We start from the raw sequence: 18,542 nt of genomic DNA, 5'->3' as shown, positions 1-18,542 counted from the left end.
CGCTCTGGACGGGTTCAGCTACCCTTCTGCGCCCGCGCCAGCAATCGCGACGCCGCCGTGCCGTCGAGCGGGCCGACATGCTTCTCCAGGATGCGCCCGTCCGGCCCGATCAGGAAGGTCTCCGGCACGCCGTAGACGCCCCATTCGATCGCGGCCCGGCCGTTGCGATCGACCCCGACCGCCGAATAGGGATTGCCGAGCGCGCCGAGGAAGCGGCGGGCATTCTCGGCCTCGTCCTTGTAGTTGAAGCCGACCAGCGCAACCTTGCCCTGCTTCACCGCAGCTGAATCTGCCATGGCGACGAGGAAGGGATGCTCGACCCGGCAGGGCGCGCACCAGCTCGCGAAGACATTGACGATCGTCGCCTTGCCCTTGGCGAGGCCTGCCATGTCGAAGGTCGGCACGGGTTGGCCGTCGCGCTGCAGCCCTTCGAGCGGAGGCAATGTGATCGCCGGCGCCGGCTTACCGATCAGGGCCGAGGGTACCTTGCTGGCGTCGCCGGAGAACAACCCCTTGGCAAACACTGCGGCCAACGCCGCGAAAATCAGCAGCGGTATCGCATAGAGCCAGGGCGAGCGCCGCGGGGGTGAGGTTGCAGCCTCGCTCATGACGTGCTGCCGCCGCGGCGACCGGCACCGCGCTCTTCGAGCGCTGCCAAGGCCCGCCTCTGCGCGCGCCGGTCGAGCAGGATGGCTGCCGCGAGGCCGGAAAGAATCACCGCTGCCGCCAGATAGGCGGCAAGGATGAAGCCCGTATGGGGTCCGAGTGCGTCCATCATTGCGCTGCCTGCAAGGACAGCCGGTCGAGCCGCTCGGCCTCGAAGATCGTCAGCGTGCGAACCCGCCGGCGCAGGATTTCGGCCTGCATCGCAGCGAAATGAAGCGCTAGCGCCAGCAGTGTGAAGCCGAGCGCGGTGATCAGCAGCGGCCAGAGCATCGAGGCGTGGATGGTCGAGCCACCGAGCCGGAGCACCGAGGCCGGCTGGTGCAAGGTGCTCCACCAATCGACCGAGAACTTGATGATCGGGATGTTGACGCAGCCGACCAACGTCAGGATCGCGACGGCACGGCCGGCGCGTGACGGCTCGTCGATAGCGCGGCGCAGCGCGATGACGCCGAGATAGAGCAGGAACAGCACCAGCATCGAGGTCAGGCGCGCATCCCAGACCCAGTAGGTGCCCCACATCGGCTTGCCCCAGAACGAGCCGGTCAGCAGGCAGATCAGCGCGAAGCAGGCACCGATCGGCGCGGCGGCCTGCTGGGCGACATCGGCCAGCGGATGGCGCCAGACTAGGACGCCCAGCGCCGAGAGCGCCATCATCGAATAGAACATCAGCGCCAGCCAGGCGGCCGGCACATGGATGTACATGATCTTGATCGTCTCGCCCTGCTGGTAATCGGCCGGCGCGACGAACCAGACGAGATAGAAGCCGGTGGCGAGCAGAATCGCTGCCGCGCCCGCAAACCAGGGCAGCAGCGCGCTAGACAGGCGCATGAAGCGCGCCGGATTGGCCAGTTCGGTAAGGCTCGCCATGGAGGTGGTGGCCGGTTCTGCTCTTAATTTCGACGAGAGAGCATGTAGCAATCGCCGGCCCGGCTCACAATCGACCTCGAAGCCCTGCGACGATGCGGCCCGGACGGCGCTAATCCTTTTCGGGCGCGCCTGCCGCTCCATGTCCGTCCTTGTCGAGAACGCTGAAGCTGCCTGAACGGGCGCCGTCGACAGCGACGTTGAAACCCTCGGCACTCAGACCGCGCCTGAGCAGTTCACGCACGGCCGCAGCGCGGCTCGGCATGCGCTTGTCGAAGCGCCAATCCTCGACGGCGCGAAGCTCCTCCGCGCTCAGCATGATCTGCAGACGTTCGCCGCGTTCCAGGTCCGACATGGCGCGCCCCCATCGCGCTGAGAATGAGTAAGTGACTATATGAGCACAAACTGCTCATTCGCAAGTGGCAGCGATGCCGGCGGCACCTTAGCGTCATGCGATTCAGGCGTCTACGCTGCAACTTACTAACTAATTGAAATTACTCATTTTTTGATTTGCCTCTCCCGCGAACTGGGTCTAACACTCGCTGCAGGAGGGATTGCCATGTTCATCACGCTATCCGATCCCATGCGACGCGATATCGAAACGACTCTGCGCTCGAAGGTCGGTGAATCGCGTGTCGTCAATGTCTTCGGCGTGGCCGAAGAGGTCCAGCTCCGCTTCATCGACGACAATGTCGCGCTCGAGGATATCGCTGCCATCGTCGCCCATCTCGCATCCAAATCCGGCTGCGCGCTGGAACTCGACAGCCGCGAGCTATCCTAGATCTGAATCGTCAGTCGGGCTGGCGTAGCGCGGTCGCCGCCGCGACACAGCCTACAGCCGCTGCCATAAGCGACAATGCGGCGAGGATGAGCAGCGGGCTCTGCAGTGACATCGGCCCGCTTGCTGCGCCTGAGGCCGAGACGCCGAAGATCAGCACCGGCACGGTGAGTGGCGCGACCAGGATCGGCAGGATCAATCCACCACGACGCAGGCTCGCGGTCAGCGCAGCCGCTGCCGCGCCAATGAAGCTCAACGCTGGCGTGCCGAGCGCCAGGCTCGCCGCCAGCGGCAGCACACCCTCTGCCGGCAGGGCGACGAGCAGCCCGAAGAGGGGCGCGGCCAGGGTCAGCGGCAGGCCGGTCGTCAGCCAGTGCGCCAGCGCCTTGGCGAACACGGCGAGCTCCAGCGGCAGCGGCCCGCCCCGGATCAAGTCGAGCGAGCCGTCTTCCTCGTCCGCCTGGAACAGCCGGTCGAGTCCGATCAGCGTCGCCAACAGCGCCCCGAGCCAGAGGATCGCCGGGCCGATCCGCGACAACAGGTTGAGATCGGGCCCGAGCGCAAACGGGATCAGGATGACGACGGTAAGGAAGAAGGTAAGCGCGAGCTCACTGCCGCCGCCGGCCCGCACCGCCAGCGCGAGGTCGCGCTTCAGGATGGCGAGGAAGGCGCGGCTCACGGCCCGATCCTGAGTTCGCGCGCGCCATCGAGGCCGAGCGGTCCGTGGGTTGCAGCAAGAATTGCTCCTCCCGCTGCCAGATGCACCTCCATCAACCCGGACAGCATCGCCTGCGAGCCGGTGTCGAGCGCGGCAAAAGGCTCGTCGAGCAGCCATATCGGCCGCGACGCCACCAGGAGCCGCGCCAGCGCCACACGCCGGCGCTGGCCGGCGGAGAGATAGCCGACCGGCAGGGCCCCGACATGCGGCAGCCCAACTGTGGCGAGCGCCTCGGTTGGGTTCAGACCCGGCGTGCCGAGCAGGTCCTGCGCGAAACGCAGATTCTCGGTCGCCGTCAGCGCAACCTTGAGCCCGTCGCGATGGCCGACCAGATGGGCCACTTCCGCCAGCGGCATGTCGTCAAGGCCATCGAGCCTGATAGCCCCGCCCTCGGGTCGCAAACGCCCGCACAGCATCGCGATCAGGCTCGACTTGCCGGCGCCATTGCGGCCGGTCAGCGCGATCGCCTCGCCACTCGCCAGGCGAAAGCCTACGCCCTCGAAGATCGCGCGGCCGCCACGGCGGCAAACGAGCCCCTCGGCCGTCAAGGCGAATGTCTGGTATCGGATTTGCGTCACGGCGAACCTGTCATCCCGGAGGTCATTACCGTCTCGCCCAACGCATATCGAGCCTGTAGCGGCCTTCTTGGAATTGATCTATAGAACCCGTGGCTACGCCGCACGCCGATCCGGCGCGGGGCTCGGGCACTCCCGGGGCGGCGAGCGCGTCATGCGCAATAGGCCTTCGACCGGATTCATCCGCAAGGACGGTCCGGCTCGCGACCGCAACCCCTTGATCAGGATAGCCCGCATGGCTTCGCTCGACTCTTTCAAATGCCGCCAGACGCTGACAGTCGGCGACAAGACCTATGAATATTACTCGCTGCCGCTCGCTGAGCGGAACGGCCTGACCGGCATCTCGAAGCTGCCTTTCTCGATGAAGGTGCTGCTCGAGAACCTGCTTCGCTTTGAGGATGGCCGCTCGGTCTACAAGGCCGACATCGAAGGCTTCGTCGCCTGGCTGACCGACAAGGGCACCGCCGGCAAGGAGATCGGCTTCCGCCCCGCGCGCGTGCTGATGCAGGATTTCACCGGTGTCCCGGCCGTCGTCGATCTCGCCGCGATGCGTGACGGCGTCGTCGCGCTCGGCGGCGACCCCGCCAAGATCAACCCGCTCGTCCCGGTCGACCTCGTCATCGACCATTCCGTCATCGTCGACGAATTCGGGACGCCCAAGGCGCTCTCGCAGAATGTCGAGCTCGAATATGAGCGCAATGGCGAGCGCTACCGCTTCCTGAAATGGGGCCAGGGCGCCTTCGACAATTTCCGCGTCGTTCCGCCCGGCACCGGCATCTGCCACCAGGTCAACCTCGAATACCTCGCCCAGACCGTCTGGACCCGTAAGGAGACCATCGACGGCGTCGAGGTCGAGGTCGCCTATCCCGACACCGTCGTCGGCACCGATTCGCATACCACCATGGTCAATGGCCTCGCAGTCCTCGGCTGGGGCGTCGGCGGCATCGAGGCCGAGGCTGCCATGCTCGGCCAGCCGCAGTCGATGCTGCTGCCCGAGGTGATCGGCTTCAAGCTGACCGGCTCGCTGAAGGAAGGCATCACCGCCACCGACCTCGTGCTGACCGTCACCCAGATGCTGCGCAAGAAGGGCGTCGTCGGCAAGTTCGTCGAGTTCTTCGGCCCCGGCCTCTACAACCTGACGCTCGCCGACCGCGCCACCATCGCCAATATGGGCCCGGAATACGGCGCGACCTGCGGCTTCTTCCCGGTCGATGGCGAGACGCTGGACTATCTCACCACGACGGGCCGCTCGCCCGAGCGCATCGCGCTGGTCGAGGCCTATTCGAAGGCTCAAGGATTGTTCGCCACGGTCGAGATGGCCGATCCGGTCTTCACCGACACGCTCGAACTCGACCTTTCGACCGTGCAGCCCTCGATGGCCGGTCCGAAGCGCCCCGAAGGCCGCGTCGATCTCGGGGCCGTCGCCAAGGGCTTCGCCGCGGCGATGGAGACCGACTACAAGAAGGCGGCCGAGATCTCGCGCCGCGTGCCCGTCGAGGGCCAGTCCTTCGATCTCGGCCATGGCGACGTCGTCATCGCCGCCATCACCTCCTGCACCAACACCTCCAATCCCTCGGTGCTGATGGCGGCGGGCCTGCTCGCCCGCAACGCGGTCGCCAAGGGCCTCAAGGTCAAGCCCTGGGTCAAGACCTCGCTGGCCCCCGGCTCGCAGGTCGTCGCCGAATATCTGGCGAAAGCCGGCCTGCAGGCCGATCTCGACACGCTCGGCTTCAACCTGGTCGGCTTCGGCTGCACCACCTGCATCGGCAATTCCGGCCCGCTGCCGGCACCGATCTCGAAGGCGATCAACGAGCAGGGCCTGATCGCCGGCGCCGTCATCTCCGGCAACCGCAATTTCGAGGGCCGCGTCTCCCCTGACGTGCAGGCGAACTATCTGGCATCGCCGCCGCTCGTCGTCGCCTACGCGCTGGCCGGTTCGGTTCAGATGGACCTGACGAGCGAGCCGCTCGGCACCGGTTCGGACGGCAAGCCGGTCTACCTCAAGGACATCTGGCCCTCCAACAAGGAGATCCAGAGCTTCATCCAGCAGAACGTCACCCGCGCCATCTTCGAGGCGAAATACGCCGACGTCTTCAAGGGCGACGAGCACTGGCAGGCGGTCAAGACCCCGTCGAGCCAGACCTATGCCTGGGAGGACGCCTCGACCTATGTGCAGAACCCGCCCTATTTCCAGGGCATCAGCAAGACCCCGTCACCGGTCACCGATATCGTCGGCGCCCGCGTGCTCGGCCTGTTCGGCGACAAGATCACCACCGACCACATCTCGCCAGCCGGATCGATCAAGGCGGCTTCGCCTGCCGGCCATTACCTGAGCGAGCATGGCGTCGCGGTTGCCGACTTCAACCAGTACGGCACGCGCCGCGGCAATCATGAGGTGATGATGCGCGGCACTTTCGCCAATATCCGCATCCGCAACCACATGATGGGGCCGAACGGGCGCGAGGGCGGCTACACCATCCACTATCCCAGCAAGGAAGAGCTGCCGATCTACGATGCGGCAATGCGCTACCAGGCCGAGAAAGTGCCGCTGGTGGTCTTCGCCGGCGTCGAATACGGCAACGGTTCCTCGCGCGATTGGGCGGCCAAGGGCACCAACCTGCTCGGCGTCAAGGCCGTGATCGCCCAGAGCTTCGAGCGCATCCACCGTTCGAACCTGGTCGGCATGGGCGTGGTGCCCTTCACCCTGCAGGAAGGCACCAGCTGGGCCTCGCTCGACCTCAAGGGCGACGAGAGCGTGACGATCAAGGGTCTCGCCACCGTCAAGCCGCGCCAGACGCTCGAAGCCGAGATCACCTATGCCGACGGCACGGTGAAGAAGGTGCCGATCCTCTGCCGTATCGATACGCTGGACGAGCTCGACTACTTCAAGAACGCCGGCATCTTGCACTACGTGCTGCGCGGCATCGCTGCGTAAAGGCTCGACGCCGATACTATCGGGACGCCCGGCCGCAAGCCGGGCGTCTGTCTTTGGTCCCGACGGTTGTCCAATCTTGCACGCAGGTGTAAGGGGGCGGTCACAGCCATCCTCGGCGGGGGCGTGGGGCAGGCGCGGGGCGAACGCGCCCGGACGCCATCCGCCATCATCATCCACGACGGAGCACCTGCATGTCCGCCACGTTCGAGACGGTCGCCGGCATCATTTCGGAGACTTGCGACATTCCTCGCGAGAAGATCACGCCCCAAAGCCACGCGATCGAAGATCTCGGCATCGACTCCCTCGCCTTCCTCGACATCGCCTTCGCGATCGACAAGGCCTTCGGCATCAAGCTGCCGCTGGAGCAGTGGACCCAAGAGGTCAACGAGGGCAAGGCGCCGGCCGAGCAGTATTTCGTGCTCGAGAACCTGTGCAAGCGCATCGACGACCTCGTCGCCGCCAAGGCCGCCTGAACAAGCTCCGGCCCGCAAGGGCCGCCGCTGGACGTTGAAGCGCCGCAGGCGGGGCAAGGCCCCGATTGCGGCGAGACGGGTTGGAGCCGCATGCGCCTTGAATATTTCGAGATGATCGACCAGGTCGAGAGCTTCGATCGGGCGAGCAAGCGGATCCTCACCCGCTCGACCGTGCCGGCCGAGAGCCCGGTCTTCGAAGGCCACTTCCCCGGCCATCCACTCGTTCCCGGCGTGCTGCTCACCGAAACCATGGCCCAGGCCTCCGGCTATCTGCTGCTCGGGCTGAACCGCCTGACGCAGATGCCGTTCCTGATGATGGTCGACAAGGCACGCTTCCGCACCTTCGTCGAGCCCAACGCGGTGCTCGACGTCAGCGCCGAGCTCGTCCATGAGGGCTCCGGTTACGCTGCGACAAAGGCAAAGATTGCGATCGCCGGCAAGCCGATCTGCGATGCCGAGCTGCGCTTCCGCCTGATGCCGTTCCCCGCCGATATGCACGTCCTGATGCAGGCCCGGCTCAAAGCCATCGGCCTCTCCCCGGAGGCAGCCTGACATGGTCCGCGACGTCGTCATCACCGGCATCGGCCTCGCCTCCAGTCTTGGCGAGGGTGTCGAGGCCCATGCGCTGGCGCTTGCGACCAACGCAGCGCCGACCGTCGATATCAAGAGCTTCGCGCCCTACCCGCTGCACCCGCTGAAACCGCTCGAGCTCGACCGGCAGATCCCGAAAAAGTCGGACCAGCGCCAGATGGAGCCCTGGCAGCGCCTCGGCGTCTATTCCGCTGGTCTCGCGCTCGATGACGCTGGCCTCAAGGACGACGCCGAGGCCAAGAGCGAGCTTCAGGTCATCGTCGCCGCCGGCGGGGGCGAACGCGACCACGCTGTCGACGCCGCCGTGCTGGCTGGCCTGCGCAATGCGAACCAGCCGGGCGCTTTCCTCAACGAACGGCTGATGAGCGATCTCAGGCCGACGCTGTTTTTGGCCCAGCTGTCCAACCTGCTCGCCGGCAATATCGGGATCGTCCACGGCATCACCGGCGCCTCGCGCACGCTGATGGGCGAGGAGCAGGCCGGCGTCGACGCCATCCGCACCGCCCAGGCCCGCATCGCGGCCGGCCAGGCCGATCTCATCCTCGTCGGCGGCGCCTACAATGCCGAGCGCCGCGACATGCTGCTGCTCTTCGAGCTCGGCGGCTTCCTGCGCGCCGCGGACTTCGCGCCCGTTTTCGGGCGAACCGATGTGCCCGGCATGATCACCGGCAGCGCTGGCGCCTTCCTCGTGCTCGAATCGGCTGAGCGCGCCGCGGCGCGTGGCGCCAGGGTCCATGCCCGGCTGAGCCATGCCAGCGCTCATCGCAGCCGTCGCCAGCCCGGCTCGGTCGCCAAGGCGCTCGATGAGTTGCTCGCCGGCTTCGGCCCGGTCGCGCCCGACGCGCTCGCGATCTCGGCCGCGACCGGCTGCGCCGGCATCACCGACGAAGAGGCAGCCGCGATCGCCAAGGCTGTCCCCCAGGCGCGCCGTGTCGCCGCCGGCGATCTCGTCGGCCATTCCATCGAAGCCGCTTTCCCGCTTTCGGTCGCGCTCGCTGCAGCTGCGCTTTCGACCGGCGCGGCAAAAGAGGCGATCGTCACCGGCGCGGCGCACTGGCGTGGCGAAGGCGCCGCCCGGTTGGTCAAGGCTTAAGGAGAGGCGTCATGGGTGCAAACCATCGCGATAGCCAGGGCCGACCGATCGTTGCCGTCACCGGCCTCGGTATCGTCACCTCGCTCGGGCAGGGCAAAGACGCCAACTGGGAAGCGCTGACCGCCGGGCGTTCCGGCATTCACCGCATCGAGCGCTTCCCGACAGAGGGCCTGCGCACCACCATCGCCGCGACGGTCGACTTCCTGTTCGACGGGTCGTTCGCAGCGCCTGAACTCTCCGAGAAACTCGCCACGCTCGCCGCAGACGAAGCCGTCGCGCAGAGCGGCCTCGGCGAGTCCGGTGATTTTCCCGGCGAACTCTTCATGGCGGTGCCGCCGGTCGAGATGGAATGGCCCCAGAAGCAGGAACTGGCGCAGGCCATCGAGGGCGAAACCGACTACGACGCGCTGCTGCGCGTCGCCGCCGGCCACAAGCACCAGGCGATGCACGAGCTCTTCCTGTTCGGTGGTGTCGCCGAGCACATTGCCGAGAAATTCGGCACCAAGGGCTCGCCGATCTCGCTTTCGACCGCCTGCTCGTCGGGCGCGACTGCGATCCAGATGGGCGTCGAGGCGATCAGAAGAGGCGAGACTGAAGCTGCGCTCTGCATCGGCACCGACGGCTCGGTCCATGCCGAGGCGCTGATCCGCTTCTCGCTGCTATCCGCCCTTTCGACCCAGAACGACCCGCCGGAAGCCTCCGCCAAACCGTTCTCGAAGAACCGCGACGGCTTCGTCATGGGCGAGGGTGCCGGCGCGCTGGTGCTGGAAGACTACGACCACGCGCTGGCACGCGGCGCGACCATTCTCGGTATCGTCGCCGGCTGCGGCGAGCGTGGCGACGGCTTCCACCGCACCCGATCGAGCCCGGACGGCAAGCCGGCGATCCTCGCCATGCAGGACGCTCTGGCCGATGCCGGCCTGACCCCGGATGACGTCGACTACATCAACGCGCACGGCACCTCGACGCCGGAGAACGACAAGATGGAGGCGATGAGCTGCTCCGCAGTCTTCGGCGAGCGCATGGCCAAGCTCCCGATCTCGTCGAACAAGTCGATGCTCGGCCATACGTTGACCGCCGCCGGCGCGGTCGAGGCGGTGATCTCGCTCATGACGATCGCCAATGGCCGCATCCCGCCGACGATCAACTACAGCCAGCCCGACCCGGCGATCGCGATCGATGTCGTCCCAAACCAGGCCCGTGACGCCAAGGTGCGCACCGTGCTGTCGAACTCCTTCGGCTTCGGCGGCCAGAACACCTGTCTCGTGCTGACGGCCGGGCCGAAAGCAGCATGAGCCGGGTTCTCGTCACCGGCGGGGCCAAGGGCGTCGGCGCCGCGATCGTGCGCGCTCTGGCCGCATCCGGCCATGATATCGACTTCACCTATCGCTCCTCGGGCGAGCAGGCGCAGGCGCTCGCCGCCGAGATCGCGGCGACCGAGCCCGGTCGCTCCATCCGTGCCCTTTCGCTCGACCTTTCCGACAAAGCGGCGCTCGACGCCTTCTGCGAGCAATGCGAGGGCGAAGCCTATTTCGGCTTCGTCCACAATGCCGGCCAACCCTACGACTCGCTGGCGGCCATGCTGGTGCAGGACAAGGCCGAGGCGGCGATGCAGGTCAATTTCTGGGCCTTCACCCGCCTCGCCAAGAGCCTGATGCGCGGCATGATCCGCGCCAAGGCCGGCCGTATCGTCGCGATCGGCTCGGTCGCGGCGCTACGGGGCAACCCCGGCAACGCCGCCTATGCCGCCTCCAAGGGCGCGCTGATCTCTTATGCCAAGACGCTCGCGGTCGAGACCGGCAAGCGCGGCGTCACCGTCAACGTGATCGCGCCGGGCTTCGTCGACACCGACATGATGGCGCCCTACGCCGCCTATCGCGACAAGATGGAAAGCCAGATCCCGGCCGGCCGCTTCGCCAAGCCGGAGGAGGTCGCCGGCCTCGCGGCCTTCCTGATGAGCCCTCCGGCCGCCTACATCACCGGCACAGTCCTGCCGATCGATGGCGGCCTGACCGCGCAGATGGGCGTGCACCGCTAGGCCCGTTCCTCCGCTTCACGTGAAACATCGACAGATTTGGCCTTTGCCGGTACTGCCGAGGCCAGTTCTGAAAGGCTCGAACATCCGATGCTCTCGCTCCAGCTTCATGGCGACCGCGATCTCCGCCTCGAACAGATCGAGCCGCCGCCACCACCAGCGGCCGGTGAGGTCCAGATCCGCGTGCGCGCCGTCGGCCTGAATTATCTCGATCTCTGGGGCTTCCGCGGCATGGCCTTCGCCAAGCGCAAGATGCCGCAGGCCGCCGGCGTCGAGGCGGCGGGCGAGATCGTCGCGGTCGGCGAGGGTGTCTCGCGCTTCCGCGAGGGCGACACGGTGACCATGTACGGCGCCGAGACCTGCGGCCAGTGCAAGGCCTGCCGCGAAGGCCGGGACAATCTCTGCGAGAACGTCGCCGGCATCATGGGCTTCCACATCGACGGCTTCGCCCGCGAGCTGATCAACCGGCCCGAGCGCCTGGTGATCAAGGCGCCGAAGGGCGTCTCCTTCGAAGAGGCTGCCTGCGCCCCGATCGGCTTCGGCACGGTCCAGCACATGCTGTTCGACAACGCCAAGCTCGAACCCGGCGAATCGATCCTGGTCCATGCCGGCGGCTCCGGTATCGGCACGGCCGCGATCAAGATGGCCAAGGCGATCGGCTGCACCGTCTACACAACGGTCGGTGATGACGAGAAGGGCGCGAAGGCCAAGAAGCTCGGCGCCGATTTCGTCGTCAACTACAAGACCGAGCGGTTCGAGGGCGAGGTTCGGCGCCTGACCAAGCGCAAGGGCGTCGACGTCGTCTTCGAACATGTCGGCGCCGACACCTGGAACGGCTCGCTGCTCTGCCTGAAGCGCGGCGGCCGCCTCGTCACCTGCGGCGCCACCTCCGGCCCCTCGGCGACGATCAACCTGATGCAGCTCTTCCAGCAGCAATACCGGATCACCGGCTCCTTCGGCTGCCGGATGGAGAACATCGCCCAGTCGCTGGAAAAGATGGCCGCCGGCATGAAGCCGGTGATCGATGCGGTCTTCCCGCTCGCCGAATTCGAGCAGGGTCTCGCGCGGATCGAGGGCCGCAAGGTCTTCGGCAAGGTCATCGTCACGCTCTGAGCCAGCTTCGATAAGCCGGCGCGACTTGACGCGCCGGCCACAATCCCGCAAGTCGCGCCGCAATGGCGAGGTCCGGTCCGGACGTTGCGCCGGCGGACCGGGCTGGGATTTTGAGGCAGCTGAAGCAATTCGCGACGCGCATCGGCGCTGCGCTGATGATCGGGCTCATCCGCGCGGTCTTCGCCTTCCTGCGCGCGCTCGGGCCGGAGCGGGCCTCCGATCTGGGCGGCTGGCTCCTGCGCAGCGTCAGCCCGCTGATCCCGGTCAACCGGGTCGCCTATGCCAATATCCGCGCCGCCTTCCCCGGCATCGATGACGCTGAGGTCAAACGCCTCGCCCGCGGCGCCTGGGAGAATCTCGGCCGCACCGTCGCCGAATACGCCCATCTCAAGACGCTGTTCGACTACGACTATCACAACCCCGATCCGAACGGCCGGATCGAGGTCGTCGGCATCGAGCACTTCATCGCGCTCAAGGATGACGACAAGCCGGGCCTGATCTTCTCGACCCATCTCGGCAACTGGGAATTGCCCGCGATCTGCGCCGCCACCTACGACCTCGACACCACCGCTGTTTTCCGTGCTCCCAACGATCCGGCGATCGCCGCCGTCGTCCACGAGATTCGCTCCGGCGCCATGGGCGGGCTTGCCGCCGCCAAGCAGGGCGCCGCCTTCGCCATGCAGGGCGTGCTCGAGAATGGCGGCCATCTCGGCATGCTGATCGACCAGCATTTCACCCGCGGCGTGGTCGTGCCGTTCCTGGGACGCCCGGCGCTGACCAACCCGATCCTCGGCAAGTTCGCCCGCCGCTTCGAATGCCCGGTGCACGGTGTGCGCGTCATCCGCCTGCCGAACCGGCGCTTCCGCATCGAACTGACCCCGCCGCTCGACCTGCCGCGCGACGCCAATGGCGAGATCGACGTCACCGGGGCCATGGCGATGATGACCGCGGTGGTCGAGGGCTGGGTCCGCGAGCATCCCGAGCAATGGCTCTGGATGCACCGGCGCTGGCGTCCGAACCTGATTAGCGCCGAGGCGCTGGCACGTTTTCGCGAGCAGGCGCCGCCGAAGCCTGTTTTCAAGGCAACGTGATTTCCAATTGAGTGGAGAGTAGCGCTTTTGGTAACCGCCTGCTTTTATACAGGCGTCGAGTTCGAATTGATGGTCCACCACATCAGCAAGATCGCTGCTGCCACATTCCTCCTGCTCGCAGGATTGCCGGCGCATGCCCAGCAGCCTGCGGCCCGGCCGAAGGCGGTGGTCGAGCTCTTCACCAGCCAGGGCTGCTCGTCCTGCCCGGCCGCGGACGCGCTCTTCGTCGAGCTGGCCAAGGATCCGCGCCTGATCACCCTCACCTTGCCGGTGACCTATTGGGACTATCTCGGCTGGAAGGACACGCTCGGCCAGGAGGTCTTCGGCAAGCGCCAGAAGCTCTATGCCAAGGCGCGCGGCGACGGCCAAATCTACACGCCGCAGGCCGTGGTCAACGGCGCCGCCCACATCGTCGGCTCCGACAAAGGCGGAATCGACAAGCTCGTCCAGGAGCAGGGCAAGGACAGCTTCCCAGTTAAGGTCGATCTCGTCGAGGCGGATGGTGCGCTGCGCGTCGCCTTGGGCGCAGCGCCCTATCCGAGTGAGAAGCCGGCCGTGGTCTGGCTCCTGCAGGTCAGCCGCACCGCGAGCGTGCCGATCGAGCGCGGCGAAAACAGCGGCAAGACCGTGACCTATGCCAATGTCGTGCGCGGCATCAGCCGCATCGGCGAATGGAATGGCGCAGCTGCGACGCTCAGCGTGCCGCTGGAGACCGTCCGCTCCGCGAAGTCCGACAGCTACGTCGTGCTGGTCCAGGGCGACCTCTACGCCCGCCAGAGCGCGATTATGGGCGCCGCGCGCGGTCCGGCGAAGTAGGCCACTAGAGCATTTTCAAGCGAAGTGGGTACCGGTTCGCGTGAAGAAAATGCGAGAAAATATAAAACTACAGCAACACCACCTTGTTCGGCAGTTCGTCGACATCGTCGGCTGCTGGCGGGGCATGGGCGGCGAGCACGGCGCCGACATCGCGTACAGCGGCAATCAACCCCTCGCGCAGGGCGTCCTGCGCCGCCGCCGCGAGCAGCGGTTCGACGATCTTCTGCCAGGCCTCGCCGTCGACCTTGGCCGAGATGCCGGCATCGGCGACGACCTCGGCATAGCGCTCCTGCACGGCGATGTAGAGCAGCACGCCGGTGCGACCGCGCGTCAGCGTCAGCCCACGCGCGGTGAACTCGCGCAGCGCCGTCTCATGCGCCTGCCGCCGCTTGACGAAGCCGGGCACGAAACGCCCGCCGCGCCCGTACCAGAGCAGGGTCGCGAGCAGCAGCGCCGCCGCGATCAGCTGGGTGAGAAAAATGCTCGCCGCACTCAACGTCGTGAGCAGCAGGAACGGCCAGGGCACGAACAGCGAGAGCGCCAGCGCCAGCACGAGCGGCACTGCGACATAGCTGCCGGCCGCCCGGTCGACGACGACGACGATCTCGCCGGAGGTCTGGCGCTCGGCCTCGCGCACCGCCTCGGCGATGGCGTCACGATCGTCGGAATTCAGCATCTCACCAATCCCCCGAAGCACCGCCGCCACCGGACGAGCCGCCGCCACCCGAGAACCCGCCCGAGCTCGAACCCGAGCCCCAGCCGCCGGAGGAGGAGCCGCCGCCCCAGCCCGAGCCACCGGACGGCGGCAGGACGATCCAGCGCCCATCCCGCGTCCGGTGCTGACGCGCACCGGCCGAGAAACCTCCGAGCTCCCGCATGAAGCTCACGATCAGGATGAACACCATGATCATGACGAAAATCACCGCGGCCGTTTCGACCCAGGACGATTCGTCGCTGCGGATCTGCGCGCGGCGCTGCCATTCCTCGGCGTCGCCGGTCAGGATCGACAGGATCGCGTCGACGCCGCCCTCGATGCCTCCCGCGAAATCACCGTTCTTGAATTTGGGCGCGACCGCCGTGGTGATGATCACCTTGGAGAGCGCGTCTGTCAGCGCGCCCTCGAGCCCATAGCCGACCTCGATGCGCACCTTGCGCTCGTTCGGCGCGACCAGCAGCAGCAGGCCGTTGTTCTTCGCCTTGTCACCGAGCTTCCAGGCCCGGAACAGGCCGTTGGCGAAGTCCTCGATCGGATAGCCCTGCAAGGACGGCAGCGTTGCGACCACGACCTGGTCGCTGGTCTTGTCCTCATGCGCCTTCAGCTTCTGCTCGATGCGGGCGAGGGCCTCGGCGTTGAGCAGATTCGAATTGTCGACGATGCGGCCGGTGAGGGCGGGATAGTTCGGCTCGGCTGCGGCGGCGAGGAACGGGAAGAGGAGGAAGAAGAGCAGCGAAAGCCACGCCGAAACGATCGGGCGAGCGCGCCTCTTCCCTTCTCCCGAATGGGAGAAGGTGGCGCGGAGCGCCGGATGAGGGCCTGCGCTATCCGCAGAAGGCACAACCACGCCGCTGCTCCTTATCCGGAAAGGGCAGTCCCTCACCCCTGCCCCTCTCCCATATGGGAGAGGGGTTCCCCGCGCCTGATCACGACCGATAGAGCTCACGGAACGCTGGCAGTCAGAACTTCACCGCAGGCGGCCGCTCCGCCCCGGCCGTCGCCGAGAAGCTTTCCATCGGCTTGGCGCCCCAGAACAGCTTCGCCCAGATCACGCCCGGGAAGGTCCGGATCTCCGTGTTGAAGGCCTGCACCGTCTGGATGTAGTCGCGCCTTGCCACCGCGACGCGATTCTCGGTGCCTTCGAGCTGCGACTGCAGGGCCAGGAAGTTCTGGTTCGACTTGAGCTCCGGATAGCGCTCCACCGTCACCAACAGCCGCCCGAGCGCGCCGCTGAGCTGATTCTGCGCGTCCTGGTATTCCTTGAACTTGGCGGGATCGGTGATGGTCGAGGCGTCGACCTTGACCTGCGTCGCCTTGGCGCGCGCCTCGATCACCTGGGTCAAGACCTCGCGCTCCTGCTGGGCATAGCCCTTCACGGTCTCGACCAGGTTGGGGATCAGGTCGGCGCGGCGCTGATACTGGTTCTGTACCTCGCCCCAGGCCGCCTTGGCCTTCTCCTCCAGCGTCGGCACGTTGTTGTAACCGCAGCCCGCCAATGCGAGGCCGAACAGCCCGACCAGCAGCATGACGAGGGGCCGGCGAAACACCGGAGACTGCGAGAGCACCATGACGAACCCCTTCGGCTAGGCAGGACAAATCAGGGTTCGACCATAGCCGCGCCACAAGACAGATCAAACCCGCGACCGCGGCATGGCGCGAAGGCGCGAAGGCGCGCTAATCTCAGGCTCAGCAGAGGCGAGGAGTGATCCTATGCACCGCAGCCAGTCTTCATTCGGTATCCGCTCCATCACCGCCTTCGGTCTTTGGCTCGCCGCCGGTGCGGCAGTCCACGCCCAGACCGTGGCCCCCGCCCCGGAAGCCGCCACCGGCCGGACCGCCAAGACGCTGGGATCGGCGCAGCGCTATATGGCCGCCGCTGCAAATCCGCTCGCCGCTGCAGCCGGCCGCGACATCCTGCGCGCCGGCGGCAGCGCGACCGACGCCGCGATCGCGATCCAGCTCGTGCTCAATCTGGTCGAGCCGCAGAGTTCGGGCATCGGCGGCGGCGCCTTCTTCGTCTACTGGGACGAGGCAGGCCGGAAGCTGACGACGCTCGACGGGCGCGAGACTGCGCCAATGGCCGCAAAACCCGAGCGCTTCCTCGGCGCCGACGGCAAGCCGATGAAGTTCGTTGACGCCGTGGTCGGCGGTCGCTCGGTCGGCGTACCCGGCACGGTCAGGCTGCTTGAAGCGGCGCACCAGCGTTGGGGTAAGCTGCCCTGGGCTGAGGTCTTCGCCCCGGCGATCAAACTGGCGGATGAGGGCTTCGCGATTTCGCCCCGTCTGGGCGGCCTCCTCGCGCTGGAAAAGAACTTCGGCAAGGACGCTCAGGCGGCCGCCTATTTCTACGAGGCCGACGGCAAGCCCAAGCCGGTCGGCACGATCCTGAAGAACCCGGCTTTCGCCGCCACCTTGCGCGCCATCGCCGGCCGCGGCGCCGATGCCTTCTATGAGGGTGCGATCGCGCAGGACATCGTCGCGACGGTGACCGGCCACAAGGACAACCCCGGCGACATCACGCTAGCCGATCTCGCCGCCTACAAGGTCGAGGAACGCGCGCCGCTCTGTGGCCGCTATCGCGCCTATACGCTCTGCGGCATGGGCCCGCCGAGCTCGGGCGCCATCGCCGTGCAGCAGATCCTCGGTATCCTCGCGACCAAGGACATGGCCCGCATCGGCGCTGGGGTCGAGGCGGCGCATTGGTTCGCCGAAGCCGCCAAGCTCGCCTTCGCCGACCGGGCGCTCTATCTCGGCGACCCCGCCTTCGTCAGCGTCCCGGCTGCCGGCCTGGTCGATGAAGACTATATCCGCGACCGGGCAAAGCTGGTCAGCCCGGACAAGGCGATGGGCAAGGCCGTAGCCGGCAATCCGCCGAACAAGCGCGCCCTGCTGCTCGCGCCCTCCGACGGCGTCGAGAACGGCACCAGCCACATCTCGGTGATCGACGGCGAGGGCAATGCTGTCTCGATGACGACCACGATCGAGGATGGCTTCGGCTCGCGGCTGATGACCAAGGGCGGCTTCCTCCTCAACAACGAGTTGACCGATTTCTCCTTCACGCCCTCCGAGGACGGCAAGCCGGTCGCCAACCGGGTCGAGCCCGGCAAGCGGCCGCGCTCCTCGATGGCGCCGACCATCGTCTTCGACGCCTTCGGCCGGCTTTATGCCGTCACCGGCTCGCCCGGCGGCAGCCAGATCATCGGCTATGTCGCCAAGACGCTCGTCGCCCTGCTCGACTGGAAGATGGACCCGCAACGGGCGGTCGACCTCGCCAATTTCGGCAACCGCAACGGCCCGACCGAACTTGAGAAGAGCAGCGAGGCCGAGGCCTGGAAGACGGCGCTGGAGGCCAAGGGCCACGATATCAGGCTGATCGAGATGACCTCGGGCATCCAGGCCATCGTCAAGACGCCGGAAGGCTATCTCGGCGGCGCCGACGGACGGCGCGAGGGCGTCGCGATCGGGGACTGACGGTCGTCATTCTCGGGCGAAGCGAAGCGCAGACCCGAGAATCTCATGACCAGAAGGCGATGACCGGAGCCTCATCCGGCCTGAGATGCTCGGGCCAAGCCCGAGCAGGACGTGCGAGATCAGGCCTGCTGCGGCGGCGTCCGCGGCTCCCCGCCTGCCCGACGACCCGCAATCACCCAGTAGACGAAGCCGGTTGCGGCCCCGACCAGGAAGAGCGCCGCCACGACCTGCAGCTCGCGCGCGCTCGGCGCCCTCGCCATGCCGAGCATGGCGAGCGGCAGCAAAGCCGCCAGCAGGCCGGTGAGCCCGCTCTGGATCAACCCGCTGCGCAGGCGGAACAGTTCGGAGCCAACAGCGACCAGCACCACCGGCAAGACCAGGATGGCGAAGCCGAGCCGGCCGAGCAGCGAAAAGGCCGCCTGCGCCGTCGGGCCTGGATCGAAGCCACGCTCGGCCTGGTCGAACAGCGCCGCGAGCAGGCGCTCGAAGCCGCCGCCGATCAGCAGGCCGAGATCGGGCGAGGCGACGCCAGCGATCATCAGCGCAACCAACCCGGTGCCGATGGCGAACAGCAGCGCAAAGGGAATCAGCAGCAGCCAGCGCAGCAT

At 66.9% G+C, this 18,542-nt stretch carries 21 protein-coding genes; 11 read left to right on the top strand and 10 right to left on the bottom strand.

Translation table 11 applies throughout. The annotated features are described in order from the left end of the window. Positions 1-14: 14 nt before the first annotated feature. The 4 genes from ACSQ3M_RS27840 to ACSQ3M_RS27825 form a co-directional block, all read right to left on the bottom strand. On the bottom strand, positions 15-608 hold the full coding sequence (locus ACSQ3M_RS27840; protein WP_436153325.1) for a DsbE family thiol:disulfide interchange protein: 594 nt from the start codon (positions 606-608) through the stop codon (positions 15-17). Continuing rightward, the gene (ccmD, locus tag ACSQ3M_RS27835; protein WP_436153324.1) at positions 605-778 is read right to left on the bottom strand and encodes a heme exporter protein CcmD; all 174 of its coding nucleotides are present in this window, start codon (positions 776-778) and stop codon (positions 605-607) included. The genes ACSQ3M_RS27840 and ccmD overlap by 4 nt, the downstream gene beginning before the upstream one ends. Continuing rightward, positions 775-1,533 carry a heme ABC transporter permease gene (locus ACSQ3M_RS27830; RefSeq protein WP_436153323.1) on the bottom strand — a complete coding sequence of 253 codons (759 nt, stop codon included), beginning with the start codon at positions 1,531-1,533 and terminating at the stop codon, positions 775-777. The genes ccmD and ACSQ3M_RS27830 overlap by 4 nt, the downstream gene beginning before the upstream one ends. A 109-nt stretch (positions 1,534-1,642) precedes the next feature. Beyond that, a complete protein-coding gene (locus tag ACSQ3M_RS27825; protein WP_436153322.1) occupies positions 1,643-1,885 on the bottom strand; it encodes a hypothetical protein in 243 nt (80 codons plus the stop codon). A 204-nt stretch (positions 1,886-2,089) separates the two neighbouring features. Here ACSQ3M_RS27825 and ACSQ3M_RS27820 point away from each other — a divergent pair, with 204 nt between their 5' ends. Then, complete coding sequence (locus tag ACSQ3M_RS27820; RefSeq protein WP_436153321.1) at positions 2,090-2,311, top strand: hypothetical protein; 222 nt, start codon at positions 2,090-2,092, stop codon at positions 2,309-2,311. 10 nt (positions 2,312-2,321) lie between these two features. Here ACSQ3M_RS27820 and ccmB read toward each other — a convergent pair whose 3' ends face one another. Together ccmB and ccmA are read right to left on the bottom strand one after the other, a co-directional pair. Further along, entirely contained in the window at positions 2,322-2,987 is a 666-nt protein-coding gene (ccmB, locus tag ACSQ3M_RS27815; RefSeq protein WP_436153320.1) for a heme exporter protein CcmB, read from the bottom strand. After that, positions 2,984-3,604 (bottom strand): heme ABC exporter ATP-binding protein CcmA, encoded by a 621-nt coding sequence (ccmA, locus tag ACSQ3M_RS27810; RefSeq protein WP_436153319.1) that lies wholly within the window; start codon positions 3,602-3,604, stop codon positions 2,984-2,986. The genes ccmB and ccmA overlap by 4 nt, the downstream gene beginning before the upstream one ends. Positions 3,605-3,836: 232 nt before the next feature. Here ccmA and acnA point away from each other — a divergent pair, with 232 nt between their 5' ends. From acnA to ACSQ3M_RS27765, 9 genes are all read left to right on the top strand, one after another. After that, positions 3,837-6,536, top strand: a complete 2,700-nt coding sequence (gene acnA / locus ACSQ3M_RS27805) for an aconitate hydratase AcnA (protein WP_436153318.1) — start codon at positions 3,837-3,839, stop codon at positions 6,534-6,536. A 191-nt stretch (positions 6,537-6,727) separates the two neighbouring features. After that, positions 6,728-7,009 (top strand): acyl carrier protein, encoded by a 282-nt coding sequence (locus tag ACSQ3M_RS27800; RefSeq protein WP_057191987.1) that lies wholly within the window; start codon positions 6,728-6,730, stop codon positions 7,007-7,009. Positions 7,010-7,099: 90 nt separating this feature from the next. Further along, complete coding sequence (locus ACSQ3M_RS27795; RefSeq protein ID WP_436153317.1) at positions 7,100-7,561, top strand: 3-hydroxyacyl-ACP dehydratase FabZ family protein; 462 nt, start codon at positions 7,100-7,102, stop codon at positions 7,559-7,561. 1 nt (position 7,562) lies between these two features. Beyond that, positions 7,563-8,693, top strand: coding sequence for a beta-ketoacyl-ACP synthase (locus ACSQ3M_RS27790; protein ID WP_436153316.1), 1,131 nt, complete (start codon positions 7,563-7,565; stop codon positions 8,691-8,693). An 11-nt stretch (positions 8,694-8,704) separates the two neighbouring features. Then, a complete protein-coding gene (locus ACSQ3M_RS27785; RefSeq protein ID WP_436153315.1) occupies positions 8,705-9,988 on the top strand; it encodes a beta-ketoacyl-ACP synthase in 1,284 nt (427 codons plus the stop codon). Continuing rightward, complete coding sequence (locus ACSQ3M_RS27780) at positions 9,985-10,731, top strand: SDR family oxidoreductase (RefSeq protein WP_436153314.1); 747 nt, start codon at positions 9,985-9,987, stop codon at positions 10,729-10,731. The genes ACSQ3M_RS27785 and ACSQ3M_RS27780 overlap by 4 nt, the downstream gene beginning before the upstream one ends. Before the next feature lie 87 nt (positions 10,732-10,818). Then, positions 10,819-11,841 (top strand): zinc-binding dehydrogenase, encoded by a 1,023-nt coding sequence (locus ACSQ3M_RS27775; RefSeq protein WP_436153313.1) that lies wholly within the window; start codon positions 10,819-10,821, stop codon positions 11,839-11,841. Between the two features lie 62 nt (positions 11,842-11,903). Then, the gene (locus ACSQ3M_RS27770) at positions 11,904-12,932 is read left to right on the top strand and encodes a lipid A biosynthesis lauroyl acyltransferase (protein WP_436153312.1); all 1,029 of its coding nucleotides are present in this window, start codon (positions 11,904-11,906) and stop codon (positions 12,930-12,932) included. 69 nt (positions 12,933-13,001) lie between these two features. After that, entirely contained in the window at positions 13,002-13,748 is a 747-nt protein-coding gene (locus ACSQ3M_RS27765; RefSeq protein WP_436153311.1) for a DUF1223 domain-containing protein, read from the top strand. Positions 13,749-13,815: 67 nt separating this feature from the next. Here ACSQ3M_RS27765 and ACSQ3M_RS27760 read toward each other — a convergent pair whose 3' ends face one another. The 3 genes from ACSQ3M_RS27760 to ACSQ3M_RS27750 all read right to left on the bottom strand — a co-directional run bounded on the left by ACSQ3M_RS27760 (position 13,816) and on the right by ACSQ3M_RS27750 (position 15,989). Continuing rightward, a complete protein-coding gene (locus tag ACSQ3M_RS27760; protein ID WP_436153310.1) occupies positions 13,816-14,424 on the bottom strand; it encodes a TPM domain-containing protein in 609 nt (202 codons plus the stop codon). Between the two features lies 1 nt (position 14,425). Then, a complete protein-coding gene (locus ACSQ3M_RS27755) occupies positions 14,426-15,217 on the bottom strand; it encodes a TPM domain-containing protein (protein WP_436153343.1) in 792 nt (263 codons plus the stop codon). A 205-nt stretch (positions 15,218-15,422) separates the two neighbouring features. Next, a complete protein-coding gene (locus ACSQ3M_RS27750) occupies positions 15,423-15,989 on the bottom strand; it encodes a LemA family protein (RefSeq protein WP_436153342.1) in 567 nt (188 codons plus the stop codon). A 184-nt stretch (positions 15,990-16,173) separates the two neighbouring features. Here ACSQ3M_RS27750 and ggt point away from each other — a divergent pair, with 184 nt between their 5' ends. Continuing rightward, positions 16,174-17,934, top strand: coding sequence for a gamma-glutamyltransferase (gene ggt, locus ACSQ3M_RS27745; RefSeq protein WP_436153309.1), 1,761 nt, complete (start codon positions 16,174-16,176; stop codon positions 17,932-17,934). Between the two features lie 119 nt (positions 17,935-18,053). On the opposite strand, the gene ACSQ3M_RS27740 is transcribed toward ggt, so the two are convergent. Further along, the gene (locus tag ACSQ3M_RS27740; protein ID WP_436153308.1) at positions 18,054-18,542 is read right to left on the bottom strand and encodes a hypothetical protein; all 489 of its coding nucleotides are present in this window, start codon (positions 18,540-18,542) and stop codon (positions 18,054-18,056) included.

The organism is Allobosea sp. LjRoot90, from assembly GCF_964254315.1.
In the GTDB taxonomy this organism is placed as follows: Bacteria; Pseudomonadota; Alphaproteobacteria; order Rhizobiales; family Beijerinckiaceae; genus Allobosea.
This window is presented reverse-complemented; position numbering and strand designations above follow the sequence as displayed.

What these genes read in the sequence shown, in the direction of transcription:
- ACSQ3M_RS27760 (WP_436153310.1), bottom strand. Translation starts at nt 14,424, where the DNA reads ATGCTGAATTCCGACGATCGTGACGCCATCGCCGAGGCGGTGCGCGAG.
- acnA (WP_436153318.1), top strand. Translation starts at nt 3,837, where the DNA reads ATGGCTTCGCTCGACTCTTTCAAATGCCGCCAGACGCTGACAGTCGGC.
- ACSQ3M_RS27765 (WP_436153311.1), top strand. Translation starts at nt 13,002, where the DNA reads ATGGTCCACCACATCAGCAAGATCGCTGCTGCCACATTCCTCCTGCTC.
- ACSQ3M_RS27820 (WP_436153321.1), top strand. Translation starts at nt 2,090, where the DNA reads ATGTTCATCACGCTATCCGATCCCATGCGACGCGATATCGAAACGACT.
- ACSQ3M_RS27750 (WP_436153342.1), bottom strand. Translation starts at nt 15,989, where the DNA reads ATGCTGCTGGTCGGGCTGTTCGGCCTCGCATTGGCGGGCTGCGGTTAC.
- ACSQ3M_RS27790 (WP_436153316.1), top strand. Translation starts at nt 7,563, where the DNA reads ATGGTCCGCGACGTCGTCATCACCGGCATCGGCCTCGCCTCCAGTCTT.
- ACSQ3M_RS27795 (WP_436153317.1), top strand. Translation starts at nt 7,100, where the DNA reads ATGCGCCTTGAATATTTCGAGATGATCGACCAGGTCGAGAGCTTCGAT.
- ACSQ3M_RS27825 (WP_436153322.1), bottom strand. Translation starts at nt 1,885, where the DNA reads ATGTCGGACCTGGAACGCGGCGAACGTCTGCAGATCATGCTGAGCGCG.
- ACSQ3M_RS27740 (WP_436153308.1), bottom strand. Translation starts at nt 18,542, where the DNA reads ATGCTGCGCTGGCTGCTGCTGATTCCCTTTGCGCTGCTGTTCGCCATC.
- ccmD (WP_436153324.1), bottom strand. Translation starts at nt 778, where the DNA reads ATGATGGACGCACTCGGACCCCATACGGGCTTCATCCTTGCCGCCTAT.
- ACSQ3M_RS27840 (WP_436153325.1), bottom strand. Translation starts at nt 608, where the DNA reads ATGAGCGAGGCTGCAACCTCACCCCCGCGGCGCTCGCCCTGGCTCTAT.
- ACSQ3M_RS27770 (WP_436153312.1), top strand. Translation starts at nt 11,904, where the DNA reads ATGGCGAGGTCCGGTCCGGACGTTGCGCCGGCGGACCGGGCTGGGATT.
- ggt (WP_436153309.1), top strand. Translation starts at nt 16,174, where the DNA reads ATGCACCGCAGCCAGTCTTCATTCGGTATCCGCTCCATCACCGCCTTC.
- ACSQ3M_RS27830 (WP_436153323.1), bottom strand. Translation starts at nt 1,533, where the DNA reads ATGGCGAGCCTTACCGAACTGGCCAATCCGGCGCGCTTCATGCGCCTG.
- ACSQ3M_RS27775 (WP_436153313.1), top strand. Translation starts at nt 10,819, where the DNA reads ATGCTCTCGCTCCAGCTTCATGGCGACCGCGATCTCCGCCTCGAACAG.
- ACSQ3M_RS27780 (WP_436153314.1), top strand. Translation starts at nt 9,985, where the DNA reads ATGAGCCGGGTTCTCGTCACCGGCGGGGCCAAGGGCGTCGGCGCCGCG.
- ACSQ3M_RS27800 (WP_057191987.1), top strand. Translation starts at nt 6,728, where the DNA reads ATGTCCGCCACGTTCGAGACGGTCGCCGGCATCATTTCGGAGACTTGC.
- ACSQ3M_RS27785 (WP_436153315.1), top strand. Translation starts at nt 8,705, where the DNA reads ATGGGTGCAAACCATCGCGATAGCCAGGGCCGACCGATCGTTGCCGTC.